Annotated in this window: 12 protein-coding genes and 1 tRNA gene; 7 read left to right on the forward strand and 6 right to left on the reverse strand. The window is 66.9% G+C overall.

The window, feature by feature from the left end:
- Positions 1–302: 302 nt before the first annotated feature.
- Together HRU76_15435 and HRU76_15440 are read right to left on the reverse strand one after the other, a co-directional pair.
- Positions 303–4,016 carry a PD40 domain-containing protein gene (locus HRU76_15435; GenBank protein ID QOJ18895.1) on the reverse strand — a complete coding sequence of 1,238 codons (3,714 nt, stop codon included), beginning with the start codon at positions 4,014–4,016 and terminating at the stop codon, positions 303–305.
- Between the two features lie 123 nt (positions 4,017–4,139).
- Entirely contained in the window at positions 4,140–5,156 is a 1,017-nt protein-coding gene (locus HRU76_15440; GenBank protein ID QOJ18896.1) for an N-acetyl-gamma-glutamyl-phosphate reductase, read from the reverse strand.
- A gap of 40 nt (positions 5,157–5,196) precedes the next feature.
- Here HRU76_15440 and HRU76_15445 point away from each other — a divergent pair, with 40 nt between their 5' ends.
- A complete protein-coding gene (locus HRU76_15445; GenBank protein QOJ18897.1) occupies positions 5,197–5,814 on the forward strand; it encodes a GNAT family N-acetyltransferase in 618 nt (205 codons plus the stop codon).
- Between the two features lie 95 nt (positions 5,815–5,909).
- Here the strand turns inward: HRU76_15445 and HRU76_15450 are convergent, their stop codons facing one another.
- Positions 5,910–8,471 (reverse strand): hypothetical protein, encoded by a 2,562-nt coding sequence (locus HRU76_15450; GenBank protein QOJ18898.1) that lies wholly within the window; start codon positions 8,469–8,471, stop codon positions 5,910–5,912.
- 321 nt (positions 8,472–8,792) lie between these two features.
- Here HRU76_15450 and HRU76_15455 point away from each other — a divergent pair, with 321 nt between their 5' ends.
- Complete coding sequence (locus tag HRU76_15455) at positions 8,793–11,879, forward strand: hypothetical protein (protein QOJ18899.1); 3,087 nt, start codon at positions 8,793–8,795, stop codon at positions 11,877–11,879.
- Between the two features lie 96 nt (positions 11,880–11,975).
- Here HRU76_15455 and HRU76_15460 read toward each other — a convergent pair.
- Positions 11,976–12,061: transfer RNA gene (locus HRU76_15460), tRNA-Leu, on the reverse strand.
- Positions 12,062–12,150: 89 nt separating this feature from the next.
- Here HRU76_15460 and HRU76_15465 point away from each other — a divergent pair.
- Together HRU76_15465 and HRU76_15470 are read left to right on the forward strand one after the other, a co-directional pair.
- Entirely contained in the window at positions 12,151–12,825 is a 675-nt protein-coding gene (locus HRU76_15465) for a hypothetical protein (protein ID QOJ18900.1), read from the forward strand.
- A 248-nt stretch (positions 12,826–13,073) separates the two neighbouring features.
- Positions 13,074–13,634 (forward strand): NADH-quinone oxidoreductase subunit C, encoded by a 561-nt coding sequence (locus HRU76_15470; protein QOJ18901.1) that lies wholly within the window; start codon positions 13,074–13,076, stop codon positions 13,632–13,634.
- Here HRU76_15470 and HRU76_15475 read toward each other — a convergent pair.
- Positions 13,612–14,145: a hypothetical protein gene (locus HRU76_15475; GenBank protein ID QOJ18902.1), complete on the reverse strand. Its 534-nt coding sequence runs from the start codon at positions 14,143–14,145 to the stop codon at positions 13,612–13,614. The two genes, HRU76_15470 and HRU76_15475, sit on opposite strands and share 23 nt — an antisense overlap.
- 74 nt (positions 14,146–14,219) lie before the next feature.
- Here HRU76_15475 and HRU76_15480 point away from each other — a divergent pair, with 74 nt between their 5' ends.
- Complete coding sequence (locus HRU76_15480; GenBank protein QOJ18903.1) at positions 14,220–14,804, forward strand: thioredoxin family protein; 585 nt, start codon at positions 14,220–14,222, stop codon at positions 14,802–14,804.
- A 50-nt stretch (positions 14,805–14,854) separates the two neighbouring features.
- On the opposite strand, the gene HRU76_15485 is transcribed toward HRU76_15480, so the two are convergent.
- On the reverse strand, positions 14,855–19,507 hold the full coding sequence (locus HRU76_15485) for a PDZ domain-containing protein (GenBank protein QOJ18904.1): 4,653 nt from the start codon (positions 19,505–19,507) through the stop codon (positions 14,855–14,857).
- 267 nt (positions 19,508–19,774) lie between these two features.
- Between HRU76_15485 and HRU76_15490 the strand changes: the two genes are divergently transcribed.
- Together HRU76_15490 and HRU76_15495 are read left to right on the forward strand one after the other, a co-directional pair.
- Positions 19,775–22,753: a PDZ domain-containing protein gene (locus HRU76_15490; protein ID QOJ18905.1), complete on the forward strand. Its 2,979-nt coding sequence runs from the start codon at positions 19,775–19,777 to the stop codon at positions 22,751–22,753.
- A gap of 169 nt (positions 22,754–22,922) precedes the next feature.
- The gene (locus HRU76_15495) at positions 22,923–23,783 is read left to right on the forward strand and encodes a zinc metalloprotease HtpX (protein QOJ18906.1); all 861 of its coding nucleotides are present in this window, start codon (positions 22,923–22,925) and stop codon (positions 23,781–23,783) included.
- Positions 23,784–23,818: the final 35 nt, after the last annotated feature.

Consider the following 23,818-nt stretch of genomic DNA (forward strand, 5'->3'; position numbering starts at 1 on the left):
GGCGTGGTCGCCAGCCACGGGATGGGCGTGGAATACACGGAGCCGGTTCCGGTCGGCTTCCCCCCCGCGGCGGAACGAATCGCGTTTGACCGACTGAGTCACGAAACAACGGCTATCGAGTCAGACCGCGTTTCGCGGACGCCCTGCGTCACACAGAAAGATGAGGCGGAACACCCCTGCCCCCGCCCCTGCCCCGCCACACCCGATTGATGCTCCCAACAGGTGAACCATGAAAAAGCCCGCTCGAACCACCCGGTGCTTGGGGGTGCGAGCGGGCCAGGTCCGGCTGTCCGAGAGCGGGCTTATTTGTCCTGTTCGGTGATGCCCATGCCGCTGCGGTCCGGATAGGCCGGACGGGCGGGCTTCACGTACTTCCTGGTCTTGAGTTCTTCGAGCATGTGGGCGATCGCGGCGTCCAGTTGCGGGTCGGCCCCGTTGAGCATGCGTGACGGGTCATCGATGACCTCGATGTCCGGATCGACGCCGTGACCTTCGACGCCCCAGGTGCCGTCCGTCTCGTAGAAGGCGAACGTGGGCGCGGTGACGCCGCCTCCATCCACCAGCCCGGGCGTGCCGGAGATGCCGACCAGTCCGCCCCACGTGCGGCGGCCGATGAGCTTGCCCAGCCCCGCCTGGCGGAAGTAGTAGGGAAAGGCGTCGCCGCCCGAGCCGGACGGGCCGTTGATGAGCATGCACTTGGGGCCCTGATGCGAGTCCGGCGGCCACATCCAGTCGCCCTGATCGCGCCGCGCCCAGTAGTTGGTCACTGGCCGGTTGAGCATTTCGATGAACCGCGTGGGGATCTGTCCGCCGCCGTTCCAGCGCTCATCGATGATGAGGGCTTCCTTGGCCCGCTGGCCGAGGAACTGGCGCACCAGGTTGGTCTGGCCGTTGATGCCGGTGTCGGGCACGTGGATGTAGCCGACGCGGCCGCCTGTCTTCTCCTCCACGTAGGCGCGGTTCTGCTCCACCCAGGCGCGGTAGCGCAAGCCGGCCTCGCTGGAGGTGGTCGTCACCAGCACGTCGCGGGCCGATTCGTCCTTCGTCGGCTTCTCGCTGATCGTGAGCAGCACGGTGCGATTGGCCTTGCCGACGAACGGCGCCCACGGATCCCTCGATATGTCCATGGGCACGCCGTCCACGGCGAGCAGGTAGTCGCCCACCTTCACGTTGACGCCGTGCTGGCTGAGCGGACCGCGGGCATCGCTGTCCCACGGACCGCCCTGATGAATGCGGGTGATGCGGTACGCGCCGTTCTCCAGCGCGAAGTCGCAGCCGAGCATGCCCACGTTCTCGCTGGGCTGACTCTCCACATCGCCGCCGGAGTAGTAGGCGTGCCCGACGTTGAGTTCCGAGATCATCTCGCTGATCACGTAGGCCACGTCCTCGCGGTTCACGCAGTCGGCCAGCATGGCCTCGTACTGCCTGCGGATCGCCGGCCAGTCCACGCCGTGCATCGTGGGGTCATAGAAGTAGATGCGCTCGAGCCGCCAGGCGTCGGCGAGGATCTGCGCCCACTCGGCCCGGGGATCAATCTCCGCCTTGAGGGCTGAGAGGTTGACCGGCTTGCCCGCCGCCCCGGCGGCGGCGTTGTGGACGGTCAAATTGCCGCCGCGCCCGACGAGAATCTTCTTGCCGTCGGCGGAAAGGTCGAACCCGAAACCGGGGGCGACGGTCTTCTCGCTCTTGTCGTCGGCGTGGATATCGATGATCTTGATCTCCGCGCCGCCGCCACCCGGACCGCCACCGCCCGAGCCCGTGCGCACGTAGAGCAGTTGGTTCTTGTCGTTGACCGCCAGGTTTGAGAACCCGCCCGGCGCCACCTGAATCTGGATGGCCCGCTGCTCGAACCCTTCAAGGTCGATCTTCAGTTCCCTGGAATCATCCTTCTTCGCCTCGGTCCTGGGCTCCTCGCCCGAGTCCTGCGCTCCGCCGCCTGCCGGCGCGGTGCGCGAGCCGGTCATGGTGGCGGAGAAGCCCTCAGCGGAGAGGGATGCCTCAATGGAGCCGTTCTTGATGGTTCCGGCGATTGTGGCGGTCTGTCCCTGATCGGTTGTCACCGTCCCGGAGAACGAACCAGTGGCCTTGTCGAGCTTGCCCGATAGCGTGGCCGTGCCCATCGGAGAGGTCATCGACCCCGACATCGACCCGTCCGCCGCCACCGTGAGCGAGAGCGTGACGGAAACCGGCGCTCCGCCCATCTGCGGGCTGGTCAGCGTGCAACTCCACGAGCCGGAGACGCCGTCATCCGCCGCGATCGCCGCAGGCGCCGCTCCGTTGGACGGCTTGGCGTCGCCGCCTTCCCTGGCCTCGGGCTTTGCGTTGTCGGCCTTGAACGACTCCTCATCATTCTTCGGCGCCCACGGGTTCTTCACGTCGGCGCGCAACGGCACGGCCAGCAGCACCCGCGAGTTGTGGTAGATCCACGTGGTGTCGAGGTCGCTGTACGTTGCGGCGAAGTTGCGCGAACTGGTGAAATACAGCCACTCGCCCTTGCGGTCGAAGGTGGGAAAGGAATCGATGAACATCCCGCTCGTCACCTGGTGCAGTTCACCGGTCGGCACATGGTAGAGATGCACCGCGCTGGTGCGGCCCTCCGTGGACAGCGCGAAGGCGATCCACCGGCTGTCGTGGCTCCATGATGTGCGGTTGCTGGAGAAGTCGAAGGCGAAGGGGTCGGTGGCGATGATCTTCCGTTCACCCGTCTCGACGGTGACAAGGTGCAGGTTGCCCGCCTTGTCGCCGATCAGCACGTGCTTCGAGTCCGGCGACCAGTGCATCGACGTGTAGAACGTCGTGGAGCCGGTGGTCAGCTGCTTCGTTTCTCCCTGTCCATCGGACTGGGTGACGTACAACTCGTACTCATCCGACTTGTCTGAAAAGTACGCGATCCAGCGTCCATCCGGGCTCCAGGCGGGGGAGCGTTCGAACACGCCGCTCGTCCCGGAGAGATTTCGCGTGATGCCGTTCTCGGCGGGGACCGAGAACACCTCGCCCCGCGCCCCCACCGCCACGCGCTTGCCGGTGGGTGAGATGCCCGCCGACTGCACCTGGCCGCTCACATCCACGAGTCTCGGGCGCAGTGTGGGACGATCGCCGGGGATGATCACGTTGACCTGTCGTGACTGCTCATCCCCCAGGTCGAGCAGCCGCAACTGCGAACCGTACTGGTAGACGATCTCGCCACGGTTGTTGCGGCCCGGTCCGATGGAAGGAAACTTCACGTCGAAGTCGGCGTGGCGCGTGACCTGCTTGCGCTGCCCGCTGTCGATGTCGTACACCCAGATGTTCTGGCGATGCTCCGGTCCGTTGTCGCTCAGGTAGTAGACCTTCCGCCCGTGCCACATGGGGATGGTGTCGGTGCCCTCCCAGTCGGTGATCTGCCTGGCCGTGTTGTTCTGCAGGTTGAAGAGCCAGATGTCCGACGCCCAGCCGCCGCGGTAGCGCTTCCAGGTGCGGAAGTCGGTGTTGAAGGGCGTGTACGCAAGGAAGACGCCATCCGGGCTGATCGCCCCCGCCGAGCCGTACGGAATGGGCAGCCGCGTCGGCATGCCGCCCGAGGCGGATACGGTGAAGATCTCCGCGTTGCGCTGATTGCCCGCCAGCCCGTTGCTGGCGAAGAGAATCCTGCCATCGGGCGTCCAGTCTGGCCAGGCCTCGCCAGCCGGGTGATAGGTCACCCGTGTCGGCACGCCGCCCGTGACGGGAATGGTGTACAGGTCGCGCCCCCCGTCGTAGTTGCCCACAAAGACGATGGTCTTTCCATCCGGTGAGAACTTGGGGAACATCTCCGGCCCCGGCGGGCTGGCGAGCGGCGTCGCCATGCCGCCATCGCGCGACACGACCCACAGGTCGTTGGCGTAGACGAAGACGATGTGATCCCCGCTCACATCCGGGTGCCGCAGCATGCCCGCATGGGGCTGAACCTGCCCCAGCGTGGCCGGAGCGGCGAACAGGCCAAGCACCCACGCGGCGGCAACGCAGCCGGTGGAACGACGTCGGACAGCCATCTTCATTCGAGGTCTCTCCAGGGAACAGGGATCACCCCGTTCGGACAGCGTCCGGGCGGGGAGACAGGTTATACCGGCTCGCCCTACGCGGTTTTCAGGGGATGTGGATGATCGCCGAACCGCCCGCGATTACAGAATCCCCGCGAACTCATCAAACCCGCACGCCAGGTTCATGTTCTGGATCGCCTGCGTCGCCGCTCCCTTGAGCAGGTTGTCGATGGTCGCCACCACCACCGCGTCGCGGCCGCTTTCGCTCACCGTCAGCCCGCCGATCTCCACGTGGTGATGCCCGGCGATGTCGCGCACCAGGGGGATGTCGGTGACGAACCGCACCAGCGGCTCGCCGTCGTACGCCGCGTGGTAGCGGGCGGCGAGCGACTCAAACGTCTGCGGCGACACAAGGCGCATCGACACCGTCAGCGTGATGCCGCGGAAGAACGGCGCCACGTGCGGGTGGAAGATCACCGGGCGGCCGAGGTGTCTCGTGACTTCCTTCTCGTGCGTGTGGCCGCTCAGCGAGTAGGGCATCAGGTTGTCGCGCAGCCGCTCCGGGTCGTTGCGCGGCGAGGGTGTGGTGCCCGCACCGGAATACCCCGACACGCCGAATACGTGGGGCGGGCCGTCCAGCAGGTCGATCACGGGCCGCAGGGCCATTTGCATGCCCGTGGCGTAGCAGCCGGGGTTGGCGATGCGTTTCGCGCCGCGGATGCGATCACGAAAGTGCTCGGGCAGCCCGTACACCCAGCGGCCTGTCTCATCGAACCGCCAGTCGGCGGAGAGATCGACGATGACGGGGTCCGGTGGCACAGGCGTCAGTGGCACAGGCGTCTCGCCCGTGATCCTTTGCGCGGCGTCAATTGCCTCCACATACGGCCCCGATTTGCCATTGGGCAGCGCCAGCACGACCACATCAAAACCGCCCGCCGCGATCTGCTGGGGCGAGGCGTCGCCGAACACCAGGTCGCCGACGAAGCCGGGCACGTGGTCCGCCACGCGCCGGCCCAGCAGTTCGCGCGACGTCGCGGCAGCCAAAGAAAAGTGCGGGTGCCCGGCGATGAGGCGAATGAGTTCCGCGCCGGTGTGGCCGCGCGCGCCCACGAGGGCGACGGTGCGGGTGGCGGCGGCGGTCGTCGAACGGGTGAGCATGGCGGTTGATCGTATGTCGCCGGGTAGGATCATCCTCCGCATGCTCCGACTCGCCCCCATCACCCTCGAATCCCACCAAGTCCGCCTCGAACCCCTCTCGCACGGCCACGCGGACGGTCTGCGCGCCGCCGCGTTCGACGGGCGGCTGTGGGAACTGCGATTCACCTGGGTGCCCGAGCCGGAAAACGTGGAGCAGTACATCGACGCCGCGCTCGAAGGCCAGCGGCTCGCCCTGTCCGGCCACACAACCGGCGGCATGCTGCCGTGGGCCGTGCGCGAACTCACCACCGGCGACATCATCGGCTCCACGCGCTACCACGACATCATCCCCGCGGCGCGGCGGGTGGAGATCGGCTACACCTGGTACGCCAGGCGCTGGCAGCGCACGCATGTCAACACCTCGTGCAAACTGCTGCTCCTCACCCACGCGTTCGACACCCTCGGCTGCGGTGTGGTCGGGCTGCGGACCGACATCCTCAACACCACCAGCCAGCGGGCCATCGAGCGGCTGGGCGCGAAGAAGGACGGCGTCATCCGCCACCACGCCGCCCGCAAGGACGGCACCATCCGCGACACCGTGATGTACAGTGTGCTGGCGTCGGAATGGCCGCAGGTGTGTGAGCGGTTGGAGGCGAGAATCGCTCGGCCAGCGGTGTAAAGCGGGCTGATTCCGCGAGCCGAACCGCGCGCTGGCGTGCCGGGAGTGTTCCGGGGGTGTTCCGGGGGTGTTCCGGGTTCCGAGAGCCGACAACGCTACCGCACCACAAACCGCACGTGATCGACCCAGGTGTCGAACGTGAAGGCGAACACCGGCACCACCACGATGTGGCGGATCTGCAGGCGCACGCGGCCGTCGCTGGTCCGCACGTACTTCGCCGCGTCCAGCCCGTTCACGTTGGTGATGACATCCGTCTGACCCACGGCGTAGCTGCCCACCTGCTCGAACAGGCTGGTGTTCCAGTTCTGCAGCATCACCCGCCCGATCCCCGTCTGGTGGCTGATGCGGGTCTCGATGCGCACATCCACCGTGGTGGGGTTCACCGCACTGGTCTGCCCTTCCACGCGCAGGAACATGCTGTGCAGATCGGTGAAGGTCTGCCCGAAGCCGCTCTTCACCCGCATGGCCGCATCATCCGAGGCGTGCAGATCCTCGAACGAGCCGGAGATCAGCGTGCCCCGCGACACCACCGCGTTGATGACCGTGGTGTTGGCGCAGGCGAAGGTCTCCACGGTCACGGCGTCGATGGCCGCCTCCGTCACCGAGTCGTTGGGGTTGTCGGTGGCGCTGAAGCGGATTCGCATCTGGCTGGTGGGCGAAAGGAAGTCCTGCACCCGGAAGCGGTGCGCCTGCCAGCCGTCGAAGTGGCCCACGCTGTCGATGAGCGTCCAGGTCTGGCCGTCATCGTTGGACAGGTGCGTGTCCAGCCGGTCGATGTCGCGGTCATCGTTGGTGAACCAGCGGGCGTAGGAGATGAAGTGGTCGCCCTCGCCCGAGAGGTCGAAGCGCGGCGAGATGAGCCGCGTGGGCCCGCCATCCACGTCGCTGTTGCCGGCCCGGTTGCCGGTGAGGTAGCAGGCGCCGGAGCCGTCGAAGTCGGAGACCGGGTCGCCGCGGCTGCCGTCGCCGGCGGGCACGCCGCGCTCCCAGGCGCCGTCGGTCAGGTTCTCGTTGACCACGGTCCAGCCCTGGTCGGTCTGGAAGTCGTCGCTGAAGACCAGCCCCACCACGGCCCAGGCGTCGGCGGAGAAGAAGGAGCCGGGGGCGTTGAGGGGCGCGAAGTCGAAATCGCCCGCCACGGTGCGCCCGCGGAAGTAGTACTCCACCCTCTGGCCGCAGGGGACGGGCGGCAGAACGGCCTCGAAGCGGTCGCCGCCCAGGTGGGTCATCTGCGTGGACTGGAACTCGCCGCTCCCGATGCGCGAGAAGACGCGCACCCGCGCCGGGTCAAGAACGGCCCCGTTGACGGCCTTGACCTCCACCTCGATGGGCGTGGGCGTGTCGGAGGCGATGATGTCGGGAAGCCCGTTGGGATACGTAAACTCGATTCGGCGCGCCAGCCGCTCGGCAAGCACATCAATGGCGGGCACGATCTCCTCGCCGTTGGGGATGATCTGGTCGGGTGGGAGCACGAAGCCAAACTGCCCGGTGTCACGCAGCTCGAAGGTGAAGCCGATGATGCCGCGCTCGCCGTAGGCGTAGTCGGGCGCGATGCCGGACGCGATGTACAGCGTGCTGGCGGCGGGACCGTGGACGTACGTCCGTCCATGCACGGCCCGGATGGCCTCCTGCATCTGCGCCCCGAGTTGCTGGAACAGGGCGTGATCGGGCGGCAGCTCGGTCTTGTACCCCCACGGCGCCAGCAGGAGCTGGCTGTAGGAGTGGATGTCGAGGTGGGTCTTGAGATGGGGGTTGGCCAGGATGAAATCACGCATCGCGGTGGATTCCGGCTCGGAGAAGGGCGCCGGGCCGCGGTAGGTGTCGCTGCCGGGGTTGCCGGAGGAACCATCATTCCCGCCCCAGCCGAAGCTCCAGTTGCGGTTCAGGTCCACGCCGAACGTCCCGCCCCCGTTGTCGCGACGGTTCTTGCGCCACATGCGGTTGGTGGTCCAGGTGTAGACGTAGCCGTCCGGGTTGACGATGGGCACGATGACGAACTCGACCCGATCGACGAGTCGTTGCACGACGGCGTCGGTCTGATAGGTGCGGATGAGCCGGTCGGCGAGGTACATGGGCACCATCACCGCGATCCACTCGCGGGCGTGCTGGCAGCCCTGGATCAGGAAGCCGGGCTTGTTCTGCCCGGCGCCCGCGATGCGGAGGCCGCGAATGGGCCGACCCTCAAGCGAGGTGCCGACCTGAAAGGTCTGCGCGATACCCGGTTCGAGAGCCGCCAGTTCATCGAGGTAGGCGTTCACCTCGTCGTAGGTCTTGTAGGCGGTGAACCAGCCGCCATCGGGGTTGAGAGGGTTGGCCCCCCCGCCCCCTCTGTTCCCCCCGAGGCCGCCTCGCTCCAGGTCGATGAGAACCTGTACGTCATCAATGAGAATCTGGTAGGGGATGCCGCTGCGCTGGAGGTCATCCATCCGCTCGGGCGGGATACGGAAGTCCACCGTGCCCAGCCCGATGGCTTCGCTCCACACGTCCGGGCTGATCTCGAGCATGCGGTCGAGTTGGCGGCGACTGGTGAGCGTGGTGCGGACGACCTTGTGCCCGTCGAAACGCTGCGGCTCATCCTGGGCGAATGCCGGCGCCGGAGCGCCTGCTGACACAACCAGCAGCACGAAAGCGGCAAGACAGCCGATCAGACGGTTCATGGAGTGCTCCACGCAATGGGATGGCGCGCAGGTGACGCGGCTTGCCCAGTGTACCTCAAGTCCACGGAATCGTGCGTGGTGAATTGGAAGAGGCCGAATCACGACCCGCCCTGTGAAGACGGGCAAGATGGCCGGATGTTCTGTAACCAATCCCGCAAAGCGCGCAAAGAAGGGGGCGCACCGGGTGCGGATTCCGAGTATGGTGTCGTGGAGGGACGCGGGGTTGTGGGTGGGGCGTTGGGACAGGGGCGTGCGGGGGTCGGGGGCGGGGGAGCGGTTCATTCCTGGCCCACCAGATGAGAGAGAGACCGGAGGCGTTTCATGCATCGACGACGATCCCTGACCGTCGCGGCGACCCTGCTGGCGATGGTTCCCGCGTTCACCTTCTCCGCCCAGATGATCGGCTCGGACTCCCGTCTGACCGACCTGATGAACGAGGCCCCGGGGGTGCGGTTCTATCACCACGAGGACGGCAAGCTCGGCCTGGTGTACGGGGTGCCTCTCGCAACCGGACGGAACCCGCTGGAAAGCGCTGATCGCTTCGTGGCGCGGCATGGCGCCCTGCCTGGCTTTGACATCGGTGATCTCGTCATGGCGCCGAAGGCGGATGGGATCGACCCCATTCAACCGGTCATGTTCGAGCATGATCGCGGCACGTTCAAGTTCACCGCGATCAACTACGGCCAGTTTCGACGGGGGATTCCCGTCTTCCGCAGCGGGCTGGTCGTACTGGTTCGCAACGAGGCCGACTACCCGGTCGTCATGGGCAACTATGGTCTGCGCGATCTGCGCGGATTCGACCCAGGCAATCAGGTCGGCGGCATGGCCGGTGACGAAGGCAACGGCCAGGTCAACGCGCAGCGCGTGACGCAGCGGATGCTCCGCAACGCCAGGCGCGTGCTGGGCTTCGAGGGTCAGGTCGTGGGCGCGCCTCAGACGGTCATCTGGGCGGGACTGGACGGCATGGTGGTGGAGCCCGCGGTCGCGGTGGTGTTCTCACTGGAGTTCGACAGCGGCGACCCCGCGACCTACCGCAAGCGGCTCTTTGTGGCCCACGCGGGAACGGGCGAGATCCTCTACTCCGAGAGCGAGGTCCACGAAGTGACCGATATCGTGGGCAGCGTGCAGGGCAACGCCACGCAGGGCAACGGGGCGGACATCTGCGGGCCGGAAGTGCCCATGGGCATGCCCTACGCCCGGGTGGTGCTGAACGGCCAGAACTACTTCGCCGACGTGAACGGCGACTTCGTCATTCCTCACTCGGGTACAACCGAAGTCACGCTGACGACGGAAGTGCGAGGACGGTGGTTCCGGGTCTTCAACCCCAACAACGCTCCGCCCGAGCAGTTGAGCATGAACGTCGTGCCTCCGGGACCGGCGAACTTCCTGTTCAACGCCGCCAACGCCACCGAGCAGTTGCGCTCCGAGGTCAACACCTACCTGCACTCCAACATCGTGCGCGACTGGGTGGTCTTCTACAACCCGCAGTACCCGACGATCCCCACTCAGCAGGAGTTCCGGATCAACGTCAACATCACCCAGAACTGCAACGCGTTCTACAACGGCAGCTCCATCAACTTCTACACCTCCGGCGGCAGCTGCGCCAACACCGGCTTCTCCAGCGTCGTCTACCACGAGTACGGTCACCACATCGTCAATCGCTCCGGCAGCGGACAGGGGGCGTACGGCGAGGGACAGTCCGACGTGGTGGCCGCCCTGCTGACGCGCGATCCCCGGCTGGGCATCGGTTTTCAGAACAACTGCAACAGCGGCATCCGGAACGCCGCCAACAACTGCCAGTACCAGACCAGCGGATGCTCATCCTGCGGCAGCGCGATCCACTCCTGCGGCCAGCTGATCTCCGGTTGCGTGTGGAGCACACGCGCCTATCTCCAGCAGACCAATCCCCAGACCTATCACGACATCATCAGCAACCTGGCGCTCAACTCGACGTTGCTGCGCACCCCCGGCGACACCACCATCCGCCCTGACATCACCATTCACTACCTCACGCTGGACGACGACGACAGCAACCTCAACAACGGCACCCCCCACTACGACGAGATCAACCAGGGCTTCAGCGATCACAACATGCCGGGGCCGCCCCTGCCTCACCTGGTGTTTGAGTACCCGGACGGCCGCCCGGCGCTGATCGACCCCTCGCAGGGGGCCACCATCCGCGTGCGCGTTCTGCCGCTCCGCAGCCAGCCGCAGCCGGGCACGGGCCTGCTGCATGTGGACACGGGCGGCGGCTTCCAGACCGTGCCCATGCAGGAGATCGGCAACCACGAGTATGAGGCGATCATCCCCGGGGGAACCTGCGGGCAGCGCATCCGCTACTACTTCACCGCGGAAACCACCACCAGCCAGGTGGTGTCCGACCCGCTCGACGCGCCGGCCACCTTCTTCGTCGCACGGGTCGGCTCGGCGCTGGAAGTCGTCTTCTCCGACAACTTCCAGACCAACCAGGGCTGGACGGTGACCAATGAAAACCTGACCGACGGCGCGTGGGAGCGCGGGGTGCCGGTGGGCGACGGTTCACGAGGAGATCCACGCTTCGACTTCGACGGCTCCGGCGCCTGCTACCTCACCGCCAACCGCACGGGCAACAGCGACGTGGACGGCGGACCAACGCGGCTCATCTCGCCCATCATCGACATGTCCCAGCACTGCAGCTACCGCGTGTCCTACGCCCGCTGGTTCTACAGCCAGAACGGCGTGACCGACCGGTTCACCGTGCAGGTGTCCAATGACGGCGGCTCCACCTGGACCACCATGGAGGACGTTCCCCACCAGGGCACTTCCTGGATTCATCGCGAGTTCTGGATGCACGAGATCCTTCCGCTCACCAACCAGATGCGCTTCCGCTTCAACGCGGTGGACAACCCCAACGACTCGGTGACCGAGGCGGCGGTGGACGCCTTCCTGGTCGAGGCGGTCATCATCAACGAGCCGGTGGCGGAACTGACCGGCTTCCAGGTGCTCGTCGGGTCGCTCACCTCCGGCACGCTGGCCGACCTGGTGAACTCCGATGACCAGCGCGTGCGCACCCGATCCGGCTTCGGCTCCACCTTCACCGACCTGCACAACATGACCATGCGGGTGGACGCCAACAGCGGCGTGCCCTCGCCCAGTTCCATCGACCTGACCATCGAGTCGCGCATCAGCCACACCTCCGGCACGGCCCAGGTGCGGTTGTGGAACTGGAACGCCAGCCAGTACAACATGGTCGGCTCGTACGCCATCGGTCAGACCGAGACGCCGGTGACGATCGAGAGCATTCCCGCCGGAAACTTCATCAATGGCTCGGGCGACATCCGGCTCACCATCAAGCACATCGTGGTGGTGCCGGTGTTCGCCTTCCAGTTCGATTCGTTCTTCGACCAGGTGAAACTGGTGGTCGACTGACCACGCTTCACCGGTGACGAACTACTCCGGCACTGGAGAGAGGCCGGAAACACACAAGCCCACGGACGATTGTCCGTGGGCTTGTCTTTCGGCCAGTGCCCAGGAGAGGACTCGAACCTCCAAGGGATTTTACTCCCACCAGCACCTCAAGCTGGCGCGTCTGCCAATTTCGCCACCTGGGCGTGCGGCGAAGTATACGCCCGGACGATGGGGTGTCGAGCGGGCCAGAACATCGCGCAAGCGGTGAGCCGTCCCGACTACGATGCCCCGCATGCACTGGTGCATCGAACGTGTCGAAACGACGTCGAAAGTGCCCGGGACGAATCCGTGGACGCTGATCGTGACCCTTGAAAGCGGTGCTTCGGCCGCGTTGGCATGGCATGGCAACCCGGTGACCACCCCCCCGCCGCCCGCTCCGCCCGGCTTGCCTCACGCACCCGTGGTCCGCTGGTCGGGCACGCTCGCACCGACGCTCTTCGAAGGCGACCCGCGCAACTGGATGGCGCCGGGACGCAAGGCGCTGCACGACGTTCTGACGCGGCTTGCGTCGGTCGATCACGCCAGCGGCATCCTGCTGCGCCCGCACGCCCGCCACCTGCTCAGCGACATCCCATCCTGCGCAACGCTGCTGCGCGAGCACGCCGATGCGGTCGGGCTGGCGTTTGCGCCGATGTCACTGCTCGAAACGCCGATGCTGACGGATCTGGCCGACCACCTGTCGCGATCGTTCGAGGTGCTCGGCCCGTCGGCGAGCATGGTCTTCCTGCACGACGTGTCGCCGCCGACCGACCCGGACGAGCCGCTCGTCCCGCGGCCGCTGGGAACCGGCGTCATGCCGCGCGGACTGCTGCGCGGACTGATCCGTGACCACGTGCGCCCAGGCACGCCCATCGTGCTGCCGGACGGGGACGTGGAGAAACAGCTGGCGTGGCTAGGCGAAGGGTGACGGGCCGGGGACGGGCTGGCGCGGAAGCACCAGATCGCGGAGGGGTCGGGGTGAAGCGACTGGCGCCGGGGCTGCATGTCGTGCGGCGGGCCGGGTCTGCAAGCCCCGGTGGAGCGCTGAAGAGGCCTGACCGAGAGTTGATGACTCCGTTCCGCAACACAGCACCGACTACCGAGAACCGACGGATGCCGACCACTTCCGCCTTCCGCCCGTCTACACTTCCCCGCTCTCCTTGACGGAACTGCCGCATGACCACCAAGACGCCAACGCTCGACCATCCCGCCCTGCCGCGAGTGAAGCAGGCGTTCCCTCAGGCGAAACTCCGGGCGACGGAGTTTCGCGGCCAGACCACGCTCATTGTCGAACCGAGGGACGCCCACGCCATCCTGCGCTTCCTGCGCGATGACCCGGCGTGCGACTTCAACATGCTCACGGACGTGACCGCGGTGGACTACCTCGGCTACCCGGCGAAGACCATTGGCCGCTTCGCGGTTGTGTGGCTCTTGAACAGCCACAGGCACGATCAGCGGCTGACTGTCAAGACGTTTCTCGACCCGTCCATCGACACCACGGGCATCGAGCCGGACCCCGCGCTCATCGTCGACTCCGTCTGCGACCTGTGGCCCGGCGCGGAGTGGCGCGAGCGAGAAGCGTACGACATGTTCGGCATCCGCTTCCGCAACCACCCGGACCTGCGCCGGATTCTGATGTGGAAGGACTTCCCCGCCCACCCTCTGCGTAAGGACTACCCGCTGCGCGGCCGGGGCGAGCGAGAGTCATACAACATCATCGGGCGCGATGCCTCGTGAGAGGCGCCCGTCCCCTCAGTGGCCACCTGCCTCCCACGCCCCGCAGCGTCTGGTCCGTCGAGTCCACCTCGCCGTCCCGGTCGATGTCCATCTCGGCGCGGTACTTCGCGTTCGTGATCGGCACGCTGCCGCCCCCGGAAACGATCAGGTCATCCAGCGCCTCCGCATCGTCCTGGTCGAAGTCACCATCCCCATCGAAGTCGTGCTTGGGGTGGTGCCGCGGCTCGCCCCAGGCGTCATACGACACCCGCTCGATCACCGCGCCCGACAGATCCAGGATCGCCACGGTGCTGAACTGCGGGTCGGTCAGGTGGTACCAGGTCGAGTCGAACGAGTCGTTGTAGTCCCCGTCGACGTTGCCATCCTCGCGGTGGAGGATGATGTCATCGATGTACCCCCGGACCGCCCCCCCCCACACGTGCTGGACGTGGCGGTCCACGGTCCCCCCGGAAGGCGACCAGTCATCATCAATCCGCTCCTCCAGCACCTGCCACGCCGTACTATGTTCCATGTTCGTGAGCCACGGCTGCTTTGCAGCGGGCGGCCACGGAAGATCACGACGCTGGAGAGCCGGAGAACTGCCATATGCCAGCCACACCGTCCACCATGCTCGCGCTGGGTACGCCCATGCCCGCGTTCTCACTACCCGACCCCACCGGCAGGATGCATTCGCACACGCAAGTTCGAGGCCCAAGGGGCACGGTGGTGATGTTCATCTGCAATCACTGCCCGTTCGTCAAGCACCTGCGCGACGCCATCGCCTCGGTCGCCCGCGAGTATGGGCCAAAGGGCGTCGGATTCGTCGGCATCAACAGCAACGATGCCTCGACGCACCCGGACGACAGCCCGGCGAAGATGCTTGAAGAGGCGCGGGCCGCGGGATACATCTTCCCGTACCTTGTCGACGCCTCGCAGCAGGTCGCGGCCGCGTTTCACGCCGCCTGCACCCCGGACTTCTTCGTGTTCGATGGGTCGGATCGGCTGGTCTACCGCGGGCAGTTCGATGACAGCCGGCCGAAGAACGGGCTGCCCGTCACGGGCGCGGACCTGCGCGCTGCGCTGGAAGCGCTGATCGCGGGGCGACCCGTGAGCAGGGATCAGAAGCCCAGCATCGGCTGCAACATCAAGTGGAAGCCGGGCAACGAGCCGGCGTACGCGCGTCCCACGTGACCGGCGTGTGCCCTGGCCGCGTGGTGTTCACGAGTCCATTCATCGTTCGGTCAGTGGTGGATGACCTCCCGCTGCTCGGCGAACTCGCCCTCGCCGCGCAGCTCGCGCCGGAAGGCGTTCCACGCCTCCTCGAACTGTTCCTGCGAGCGGATGGCTCGGAACACGTCCGGGTAGTCCGGATCGCCGACTACGTTGAGTTCCTGCGTGAGGCGGTTGCCATCGACAGTGAGGACGACGCGGTATCGTCCGGGCGGGAGCGCTGCACCGGCCCCACCGCCACCGCCGCCACCACCGCCTCGCCCGGCGCCGCCGCCCGCTCCGCCGGGGCCGCCCTGCGGCTGCTGGGGGGCGCGGCGGAAATCCCAGAGGACTCGGTAGAGCCCCGGCTCCGTCGCCGCTGACAGTTCACGCAGTACGCGACCATCGAGCTCCTCGATGGTGAGCGAGATCGACTGCGGCCGCTTGGTGAGCGAGTAATAGATGGGGACGCCCGTGGGCGGGTTCTCGCCGATGAAGCGCCGCGTTCCGCTGGCGCCGCGGGCCGGCTCGCTGCGCCACATGATCGCGGTGGTGGGACGATACAGGTGGGCGGCCGCGGCGCGGGCCTCCTGGGTCATCTGGCGGATGGGGGTCACGTCGGCGATCCACAGACTGCGCCCGTGCGTACCGGCCACGATCTCGCCCGAGGTCGGATGCTGGGCGAACTCATGCACCGCCACGGTGGGCAGGTTGTTGTTGATCCTGGTCCAGGTGGCGCCGCGATCGACCGAGGCGAACGCCGAGAACTCGGTGCCAAGGTACAGGACATCAGGATTCTGGATGTCCTCGCGGATGACGCGCGTCGATCCGCGCGGCAGACCCTGGCGGATCGGCTTCCACGTGCGCCCGTAGTCCTCGCTCACGAAGACCCACGCCTCATCGTTGTCCGAGCGATGGCCGTCGAACGTGACATAGACGCGGCCGTCCACGTATCGCGAGGGCTCGATGGCGCTGACGCACATGCGCTTGGGGAGCAGTTTGTCGATGGAGGCCGGGCCGTCGGGCGGCGCGGGCTGTGCGGCGGGCGCGGGACGGGGAGCCGGCGCGGCTGGAGCCGCGGCCGCGGGGGGCGTTGAAGGCGCCGCGGGCGCGGTTCGCGCGGCTTCCACGGGAATGGTGAACTGTCCCCCGCCCGCGGTCAGTGTGCCGGTGAACTTGCCATCGGCGATCTTGCCTTCGATCGTGCCCTCGCCGCGCCCGGTGGAGAAGGCGATCTTGAGATCCCCGGTTTCGGCGTTGAATGAGCCGGACTCGATGGCGTTGTCGCCGAATCGCGAGGTGTACGTGCCGGTCACCTTGCCGCCCTCGCCCAGCGCGAGCTTCATGGTGAACGCGCCGGCGTCGGGCGGCATGTCATCGGAGACGAAGCGGCCCGTCCACTCGCCTGACACCACGTCGTCGAACGCCAGCGACAGCGGTTCGCTGGAAATCGGCTGGAGCAGCAGGGCCGGCTCGCCCGACTTCCTGGCCTTGAAGCCGGCGGTGAACGCGCCATCGCCGATGGACACGTCGCCGGTCATCGCGCCATCCTTGATCGTGCCGGTGAGCACGATGTCGGCGTCGCCGGTGGCGATGACGGCGCGCACCATGCCTCGCGCCGCATCGAAGGAACCCTCGCGGATCGTGCCGTCACCCTGGGACGAAGAAACGGTGCCCGTGACGCGGTTGCCGCTCTCCAGTTTCAGTTTCATGGTGAAGGCGCCGGCGCCGGGGGGAATCTGATCGCTCACCAGTTCCGCATCCCACGTGCCGCTCACCGGATCAGCCGGGGGCGCGGGGGGCGGGGTGGGAGGCGTTGGCGGCGCGGCGGGAGGCGGCGTCGTCGCAGGCGGTGCGGTCGCCGCACCGCTTCCGGTGCGTCCGCCGCCACCACGCGACGCAGTGGAGGCGGCCGGCGCCTCCGCTCCGCCTTCCTTGCGGCCTTCGAAGCGGATCTGCAGCAGACCGCTGGCGACATCCATGCTGCCGCTGATGACGCCGTTGCGAATGGCGCCGGTGAGCTTCACGGCGCCGCGATCGAGATTGAACGTCATGGTCAGGGCGCCGCTGGAGCGGTCGAATGTTCCCTCGGTGGAATCACCCTTCATGGTGGGCGACTCGAAGCGGCCCTTGACGGAGTTGTCCGCCGCGAGCGTCAGGGTGAGCGTGAACTCACTGGCCTCGGCGGGGATGCCTGCGCCGACCAGGCGCGACTTCCACGTGCCCGTGACCGGATCGCCGGAGGCCGGCGCGGCCGGCTGGTCGCCTCCACCGGCCAGGGCGGCGAGTTCCGAGTCGTCGATCACGCCGTCCTTGTTGGCGTCCACGCGGTCGAAGAGGGCCCGCATCTGCTGCGGCACTTCGTCCCGTTGCAGCTTGCCGTCGTTGTTGGCGTCCATGCGCCCGATCATCTGGCGCAGCATGGCGGCCTCTCGGCTTCCCGGCGTGCCGGCGGCGCCCCCGCCGGTTCCCGTGGCGGGCGGGGCAGCGCCGGTCCCGGCTGGGGCCGCTGGCGTCGCGGCTTGGCCGGACGTGGCCTTGGTCTCGCCCGAGAACAGGTCGGTCCAGGTGACGCCCCCGTCACGCGTCATCCACAGCGCGCCGCAGTCGGTGCCCACGTAGAGCACGTCAGGATCGCGCGGCGATTCCCCGAACGCCGTGGCGCTGCCCTGCTGCGTGCGCGTGATCTCCGGCGAGATCACCCGCAGGTTGTCGCCCCGGTCGAGCGACTTGAAGACATAGTTGCCCGCCACGTAGTAGATTCGGCTGTTGTGGCTGGACAGCATGTACGGCGTGTTCCAGTTGAAGCGATACGTCTGTCCCCGCTGCGCCCGCGGACGAATGAAGCCGCGCTCACCCGTGCCGAGGTGGATGCGCCCCATGCCGCCGTTCTGGCTTTCAAAGTAGATCTGCTTGGGATCATTGGGATCGACGCGGCAGACGAAGCCGTCGCCGCCGCCGATGGAAATCCAGTCGGTGTTGACGGGGCCGGTGCTGGTGCGGGTTCGGTTGGGTCCGCCCCACGAGCCGTTGTCCTGAAGCCCGCCATAGACGTTGTAGAAGGGCGTGGGATCGACCGCGACGTGGTAGAACTGGCCGATGGCGACATGGTTGTGGTGATCCCAGTTCTCCATGCGGTCGTGGGTGACGTACACCCCGCCGTCGTTGCCCAGGATCATGTGGCGGCCGTCCTTCGGGTTGATCCACAGGGCGTGATGGTCAACATGGACGCCGCCGCGGGCGCCGTCGCCGGTGAAGGTCTTGCCCCCGTCACGGGAGCGGTAGAGCGAGGTGCCGAGCACGTAGACATAGTTGTCGTCGCTGGGGTCTACGCGCAGTTCGCTGTAGTACATGGGGCGCGGGTTGAGCGAGTTGATGCGTTTCCAGGTCTCTCCGCCGTCCTCGGAGCGATAGATGCCCCCCATCTCGTGCCCATCGCGACCCTGATCGTCCTGCACGTTTTCGCGCTGCCCGCCCAGCCCGCCGGAGAAGGCCTGCTCGGTGAGCGCCCCCTCGCGCTTCGTGAAGGTCACTTCCGCCTTGCCGAACTGGCGGTCACGAACGTACTCGAAGGTGACGGTGTCGCCGGCGCGCTGCTGCCGGATGGCGCGGGTCAGGTCGGCGTACGAGCCGATCCGCTCATCGTTCATGGCGATGATGATGTCGCCGGTCTTCAGTCCCGCCTTGTCCGAAGGGCCGTTGGCGGTGATGGAGGTAAGCCGGGCGCCGACTTCGGCGTTCTCGCCTGACATGCCCATGAAGGCGGTGTCGGGCGGGAGCTGGGTGATGCGCTCGCTTTCGACCACGGCATAGAGCACGTCGGGGTTCTTGCGATACACGTCGACGCCGACGCGTCCGATCTGCACGGTGGGCAATCCCTGCGTGAGCCGCTTCCAGGTCTTGCCGCCGTCGGTGGTCTTCCAGATGCCGCCCCCCGGCCCCCACTTCTTCGAGGGGTCGTTGGTGTCGTAGAGGTCGCGTTCGCGCTCGTAGGTGGCGGCCCAGAGCGTCTGCGGATCGGTGGGATGCATGTCCACGTCCACCACGCCGGTCTTGTCGTCCACGTAGAGGATGCGTTCCCACGACTTGCCGCCATCCGTGGTCTTGTAGAGCCCGCGCTCCTCGTTGGGTCCGTAGAGACGGCCCAGCGCGCCCACGTAGACGATGTTCGGGTCGGTCGGATGGATGATGACCTTGCCGATCTGGAAGGAGTCCCTCAGCCCCATGTTGGTCCAGGTCTTGCCGCCATCGGTGGACTTGTAGACGCCGTCGCCGTACGACACGCTGTTGCGGGGCCGCTTCTCGCCGGTGCCGACCCAGACGATGCTGGGGTCGGACGCGGCCACCGCCACGTCGCCGATCGACACCGTGGTCTCACGATCGAACTGATGCTCATAAGTCGTGCCGGCGTTGGTGGTCTTGAGCAGACCGCCCGAGGCCGTTCCGACCCAGTAGGTCATGGGATCCGCCTCGTAGACGGCCAACGCGCCGATGCGACCGGACATGTTGGCCGGACCGATCGAGCGCCAGCGAATCGCGCTCGCCCAGGCGGGCGGCAGCGCCGGTTCGGCGATCGCCGCCGCGATCTGGTTATCGGCGGCCAGCACCAAGCCGGGAGCATGAACCACCTGCAGGACGAACAGGGCGCCAAGAACGGCGCACGCAAGGTTCCGATGAAGACGCATGATCGGACGGGCTCCCGGTGGGCGATTCCGGTGACAAGTCGGCGCGAAGTCGGGGCTTGGCCGTGCCGATCCCACCAATCGCGGCACGGGCAGTGGAATACCACGACTCTTTTGCCGACGTTGCATCCATCGTTACGCGCCCGGCATAGAAATGCAGGCGGCTCGGCGAGCGCCCGGGACGGAAACGAGTCGGCGCTTGACAACGTATCACATCGCCCCTGTCTCGGGGGCATTTTTCCGCGTAGACCGGGGTGAGAAGGTGATCTGATGACGCTGCGACGAATCGCTCTTGCCCATTTCCACCGCACGATTGCCCTGTTTGCCTCCGCCGCCGTGCTTGCCACGGGCCTGGGCGCTGGCGCTCAGTCGCTGCCCGACAACGTGCTCAAGGATTTCGCCTTCCGCGAGATCGGTCCCACGGTGTTCGGCGGGCGCATCACCGATCTGTCGCTGGTGGAGGGTCGCCCCCACACCATCTTCGTCGCCGCGGCCTCGGGCGGGCTCTTCCGCACCACGAACAACGGCACCACGTGGGAATGCATCTTCCAGCACGAGGGCACCATCTCGATCGGCGACATCGCCGTCGATCAGAAGAACCCCGACACCATCTGGGTCGGCACGGGCGAGGCCAACAATCAGCGCTCCTCCTACTGGGGCGATGGGGTCTACAAGACCACCGACGGCGGCAAGACGTGGACCAACGTGGGCCTGCGCGACAGCCACCACATCGCGCGCATCGCCATTGACCCCTCCAACTCCGACGTGGTGTACGTCGCCGCCATGGGGCGCCTCTATTCCGACAACGAAGAACGCGGATTGTTCAAGACCGCCGACGGCGGCAAGACCTGGCAGCGGGTGCTGTGGGTGAGCGAACGCGTCGGCGCCACTGAAGTCGCCATTGATCCGCGGAATCCGAGCACGGTGTACGCGGCGACCTACGAGCGCATCCGCCGCCCCTGGCACCTGATCGAGTCCGGCCCCGGCAGCGCCATCTGGAAGTCCACCGACGCCGGCGCCACCTGGACGCGGCTGGCCGGTGGCCTGCCTTCGGGCGACATCGGGCGAATCGGCCTGGCGATCTACCCGAAGAATCCGGACATCGTTTACGCCACGGTGGCTGACTTCAATCCGGCGCCGCAGGAACAGTCCGCCGCGCGCCCCATGCTGGGCTTCTGGGGCGACTTCACCGATTCCGGCTTCCGCGTGACGACCGTCACCGAAAACAGCAACGCGGCCCGCGCGGGACTGCAGGTAGGCGACGTGATCTCCCGTCTCGCGGGCGAGGAGATGACCAGCGTCTGGAACCTGATCCGCGCGCTGGGCAACAAGACGCCCGCCGATGAAATCGAGATCGTCTACACCCGAGACGGCGAGGAACGGACGATCCGCATGCGGCTCGGCGCCGAGCCGCCCCGCGCCCAGCAGGGGCAACCGCGCATCGTGGGCGGATCCATCTACCGCAGCAACGACGGCGGCGCCACCTGGACCAAGCAGAACACCCGCCCGATCGGGGGCGACCCCCCCTACTACTACGGGCAGATCCGAGTCGCCCCGACGGATGAGAACCGCATCTACGTGCTGGGCGTGCCCATGTACGCCTCGGATGACGGCGGCAAGACCTGGAACATGAACGCCGCCGCCTCCGTGCACGTGGATCATCACGCGCTGGAGATCGGCCCCGGCGATCTGGATCGTCTCGTGCTGGGCAACGACGGCGGACTGGCCATCAGTTACGACCGCGGCGCCACCTGGGACCACTACAACAACATTCCACTCGCCCAGTTCTACACCGTGGCGGTGGACATGCAGATTCCATATCACATCTATGGCGGAACCCAGGACAACGGCACCTGGGGCGGGCCGTCGGTCTCCAAGTCCTTCCGCGGCATCGGCGCCTCCGAGTGGTACCGCGTGGGCGGCGGCGACGGCTTCTACGCCCAGATCGACCCCTTCGACTCCAATATCGTCTTCGGCGAGTCGCAGTTCGGCGTGATCTTCCGCCTCGACAAGCGGACCTGGCAGTCCCGCTCCATCCGTCCGCCTCAGACCGACCGCAACAACCCGGACCGCTACAACTGGTCCTCGCCGATCCTGATGTCCACGCACAACCCCGGCATCATCTACTTCGGCGGGAACAAGCTGTTCAAGTCGTGGAACCGCGGCGACACCTGGCCGCAGGTCAGCCCCGATCTCACCACCGCCGACGCGGAGAAGATCAAGGGCAACGTGCCGCACTGCACCATCACCACCATCGCCGAATCACCCATTGATCCCAACCTTCTGCTGGTGGGCACCGACGACGGGCTGGTGCAGATGAGCCAGGACGGGGGGATCACCTGGACCAATCTGGCCGGACGCTTCCCCGGCGCGCCCAGCAACTGGTGGGTCAGCCGCGTCGAACTGTCGAGGCACGACGTGAACGTGGCGTACGTCTCCTTCACGGGATACCGCGAGGATGACTTCCGCCCCTTCATCTACGCCACGCGCAACAAGGGCCAGAACTGGGAACTCATCTCCGGCGGGCTGCCCCATGAGCCCGTCAACGTGATCCGCGAAGATCCTCGCAACCCCAACGTCCTCTGGGTTGGCACGGACCTCGGCTGTCACGTCTCCATTGATCGCGGCGCCACATGGACGCGGCTGAAGAACGGCCTGCCGACGATCGCCGTGCATGATCTCGTCATCCACCCGCGCGACCGTGACCTGGCGCTGGGCACGCACGGGCGCGGCTTCTTCATCGTGGACATCGGCCCGATCCAGGAACTCTCGGCCGAGGTGCTGGGCAAGCCCGCCCACCTGTTCACCATCGAGGACGCCTATCAGTGGAACTTCTACAGCAATGAGGGATGGTCGGGCAACCGGCTGTTCAACGGCCCCAACGGGCCGTACGGTGCGGCGGTGTCGTACCACCTGAAGTCCGCCGTGGAACGGGGCGCCATCACACTCACGATCCGCGACGCCAGCGGACGGGTGATTCGTTCGCTCGAGGCGCCCACCGGTCAGGGCCTGCACCGAGTGTACTGGAACTTCCAAGGTGATCCCGCGCCGGGCGCCGCCCAGGGCGGAGGCCAGCCGGGCGGGCGACGCGGCGGGCGGGCCCAGACCGTGCCGCCCGGCACGTACACCGCGGTGCTGAAGGTGGGCGATCAGGAGTTCACCCAGTCGTTCGAAGTGAAACGTGATCCGATGCTCGATCGGGTGCCCGGCCCCGTGGAGCCGGAGCCGGCCGAAGCGGAGATCGACTGACGGATCGCCGCTCCTCACGGTTCGGAACAGACTGCCAAAGTGGCGGTTCGACTGTCATTCCGGGATGACCGGGCACGTGCCGTTCGCGAAAACCGCCTTTCCCAGGCCAGTCGCATCGGCACGCCGTTTGTGAACGAAGAGGTCGTTCGTTCCGTACAAGGATGACGCCATGACCGCCTTCGTGAACAACGTCAAGACCGCCTTTCTGCTCGCCGCCCTGATGGGTCTGTGCGTGGCCGTCGGTTCGTACTGGGGCACGCAGGGAATGATGGTCGCGCTGGTGTTCGGCGTGATCATGAACTTCGGGGCATGGTTCTTCTCGGATTCGATCGCCATCGCCGCCATGCGGGGCGTGCAGGTCAACGAGCAGACCGCACCGGACCTGTACTCCATGGTCGAGCGTCTGGCCAAGCGGGCGTCTCTGCCCATGCCCCGCGTCTACGTGTGTCCGCAGGAGGCCCCCAACGCCTTCGCCACGGGTCGCAACCCGCGACACTCCGCTGTCGCGGTGACTCAGGGCGCGCTGCGACTGCTCAACCGGGAGGAGCTTGAGGGCGTGATGGCCCATGAGCTGGCCCACATCAAGAACCGCGACACGCTGACCGCGACGATCGCCGCGACCGTCGCCGGCGTCTTCAGCATGCTGGCGCACTGGGCCATGCTTTTCGGCATGGCCGGGGGCAATCGCCAGGGTGGGCATCCGCTGGCTTCGCTGGCCATTATCCTGCTCGGCGCCATCGGCGCCGCCCTCATCAAGGCCATGATCAGCCGCTCGCGCGAGTACGTCGCCGACGCGGACGGCGCGGCCATCGCGGGGACGCCGGCGGGGCTCGCGTCCGCCCTTCAGAAGCTCGAGACCTATTCGAAGCGCATCCCGCTGGACAACCCCAACCCCGCCATGAACAACCTGTTCATCGTGGAGCCGTTCGTGGGCCAGACGCTGACGCAGCTCTTTGCGACGCATCCACCGACCGAGAGACGCATCGCCGCCCTGATGCGCGAGGCGCCGGGGCGGCAGTTCGCGGGATGAGGACGCCACGACCGCTTGCGTCGCCGTGGATTCAC

Source organism: Phycisphaeraceae bacterium (assembly GCA_015709595.1).
In the GTDB taxonomy this organism is placed as follows: domain Bacteria; phylum Planctomycetota; class Phycisphaerae; order Phycisphaerales; family SM1A02; genus CAADGA01.

Coding starts and splice junctions, on each gene's coding strand:
- HRU76_15435 (QOJ18895.1), bottom strand. CDS start 4,016: ATGAAGATGGCTGTCCGACGTCGTTCCACCGGCTGCGTTGCCGCCGCG.
- HRU76_15440 (QOJ18896.1), bottom strand. CDS start 5,156: ATGCTCACCCGTTCGACGACCGCCGCCGCCACCCGCACCGTCGCCCTC.
- HRU76_15445 (QOJ18897.1), top strand. CDS start 5,197: ATGCTCCGACTCGCCCCCATCACCCTCGAATCCCACCAAGTCCGCCTC.
- HRU76_15450 (QOJ18898.1), bottom strand. CDS start 8,471: ATGAACCGTCTGATCGGCTGTCTTGCCGCTTTCGTGCTGCTGGTTGTG.
- HRU76_15455 (QOJ18899.1), top strand. CDS start 8,793: ATGCATCGACGACGATCCCTGACCGTCGCGGCGACCCTGCTGGCGATG.
- HRU76_15465 (QOJ18900.1), top strand. CDS start 12,151: ATGCACTGGTGCATCGAACGTGTCGAAACGACGTCGAAAGTGCCCGGG.
- HRU76_15470 (QOJ18901.1), top strand. CDS start 13,074: ATGACCACCAAGACGCCAACGCTCGACCATCCCGCCCTGCCGCGAGTG.
- HRU76_15475 (QOJ18902.1), bottom strand. CDS start 14,145: ATGGAACATAGTACGGCGTGGCAGGTGCTGGAGGAGCGGATTGATGAT.
- HRU76_15480 (QOJ18903.1), top strand. CDS start 14,220: ATGCCAGCCACACCGTCCACCATGCTCGCGCTGGGTACGCCCATGCCC.
- HRU76_15485 (QOJ18904.1), bottom strand. CDS start 19,507: ATGCGTCTTCATCGGAACCTTGCGTGCGCCGTTCTTGGCGCCCTGTTC.
- HRU76_15490 (QOJ18905.1), top strand. CDS start 19,775: ATGACGCTGCGACGAATCGCTCTTGCCCATTTCCACCGCACGATTGCC.
- HRU76_15495 (QOJ18906.1), top strand. CDS start 22,923: ATGACCGCCTTCGTGAACAACGTCAAGACCGCCTTTCTGCTCGCCGCC.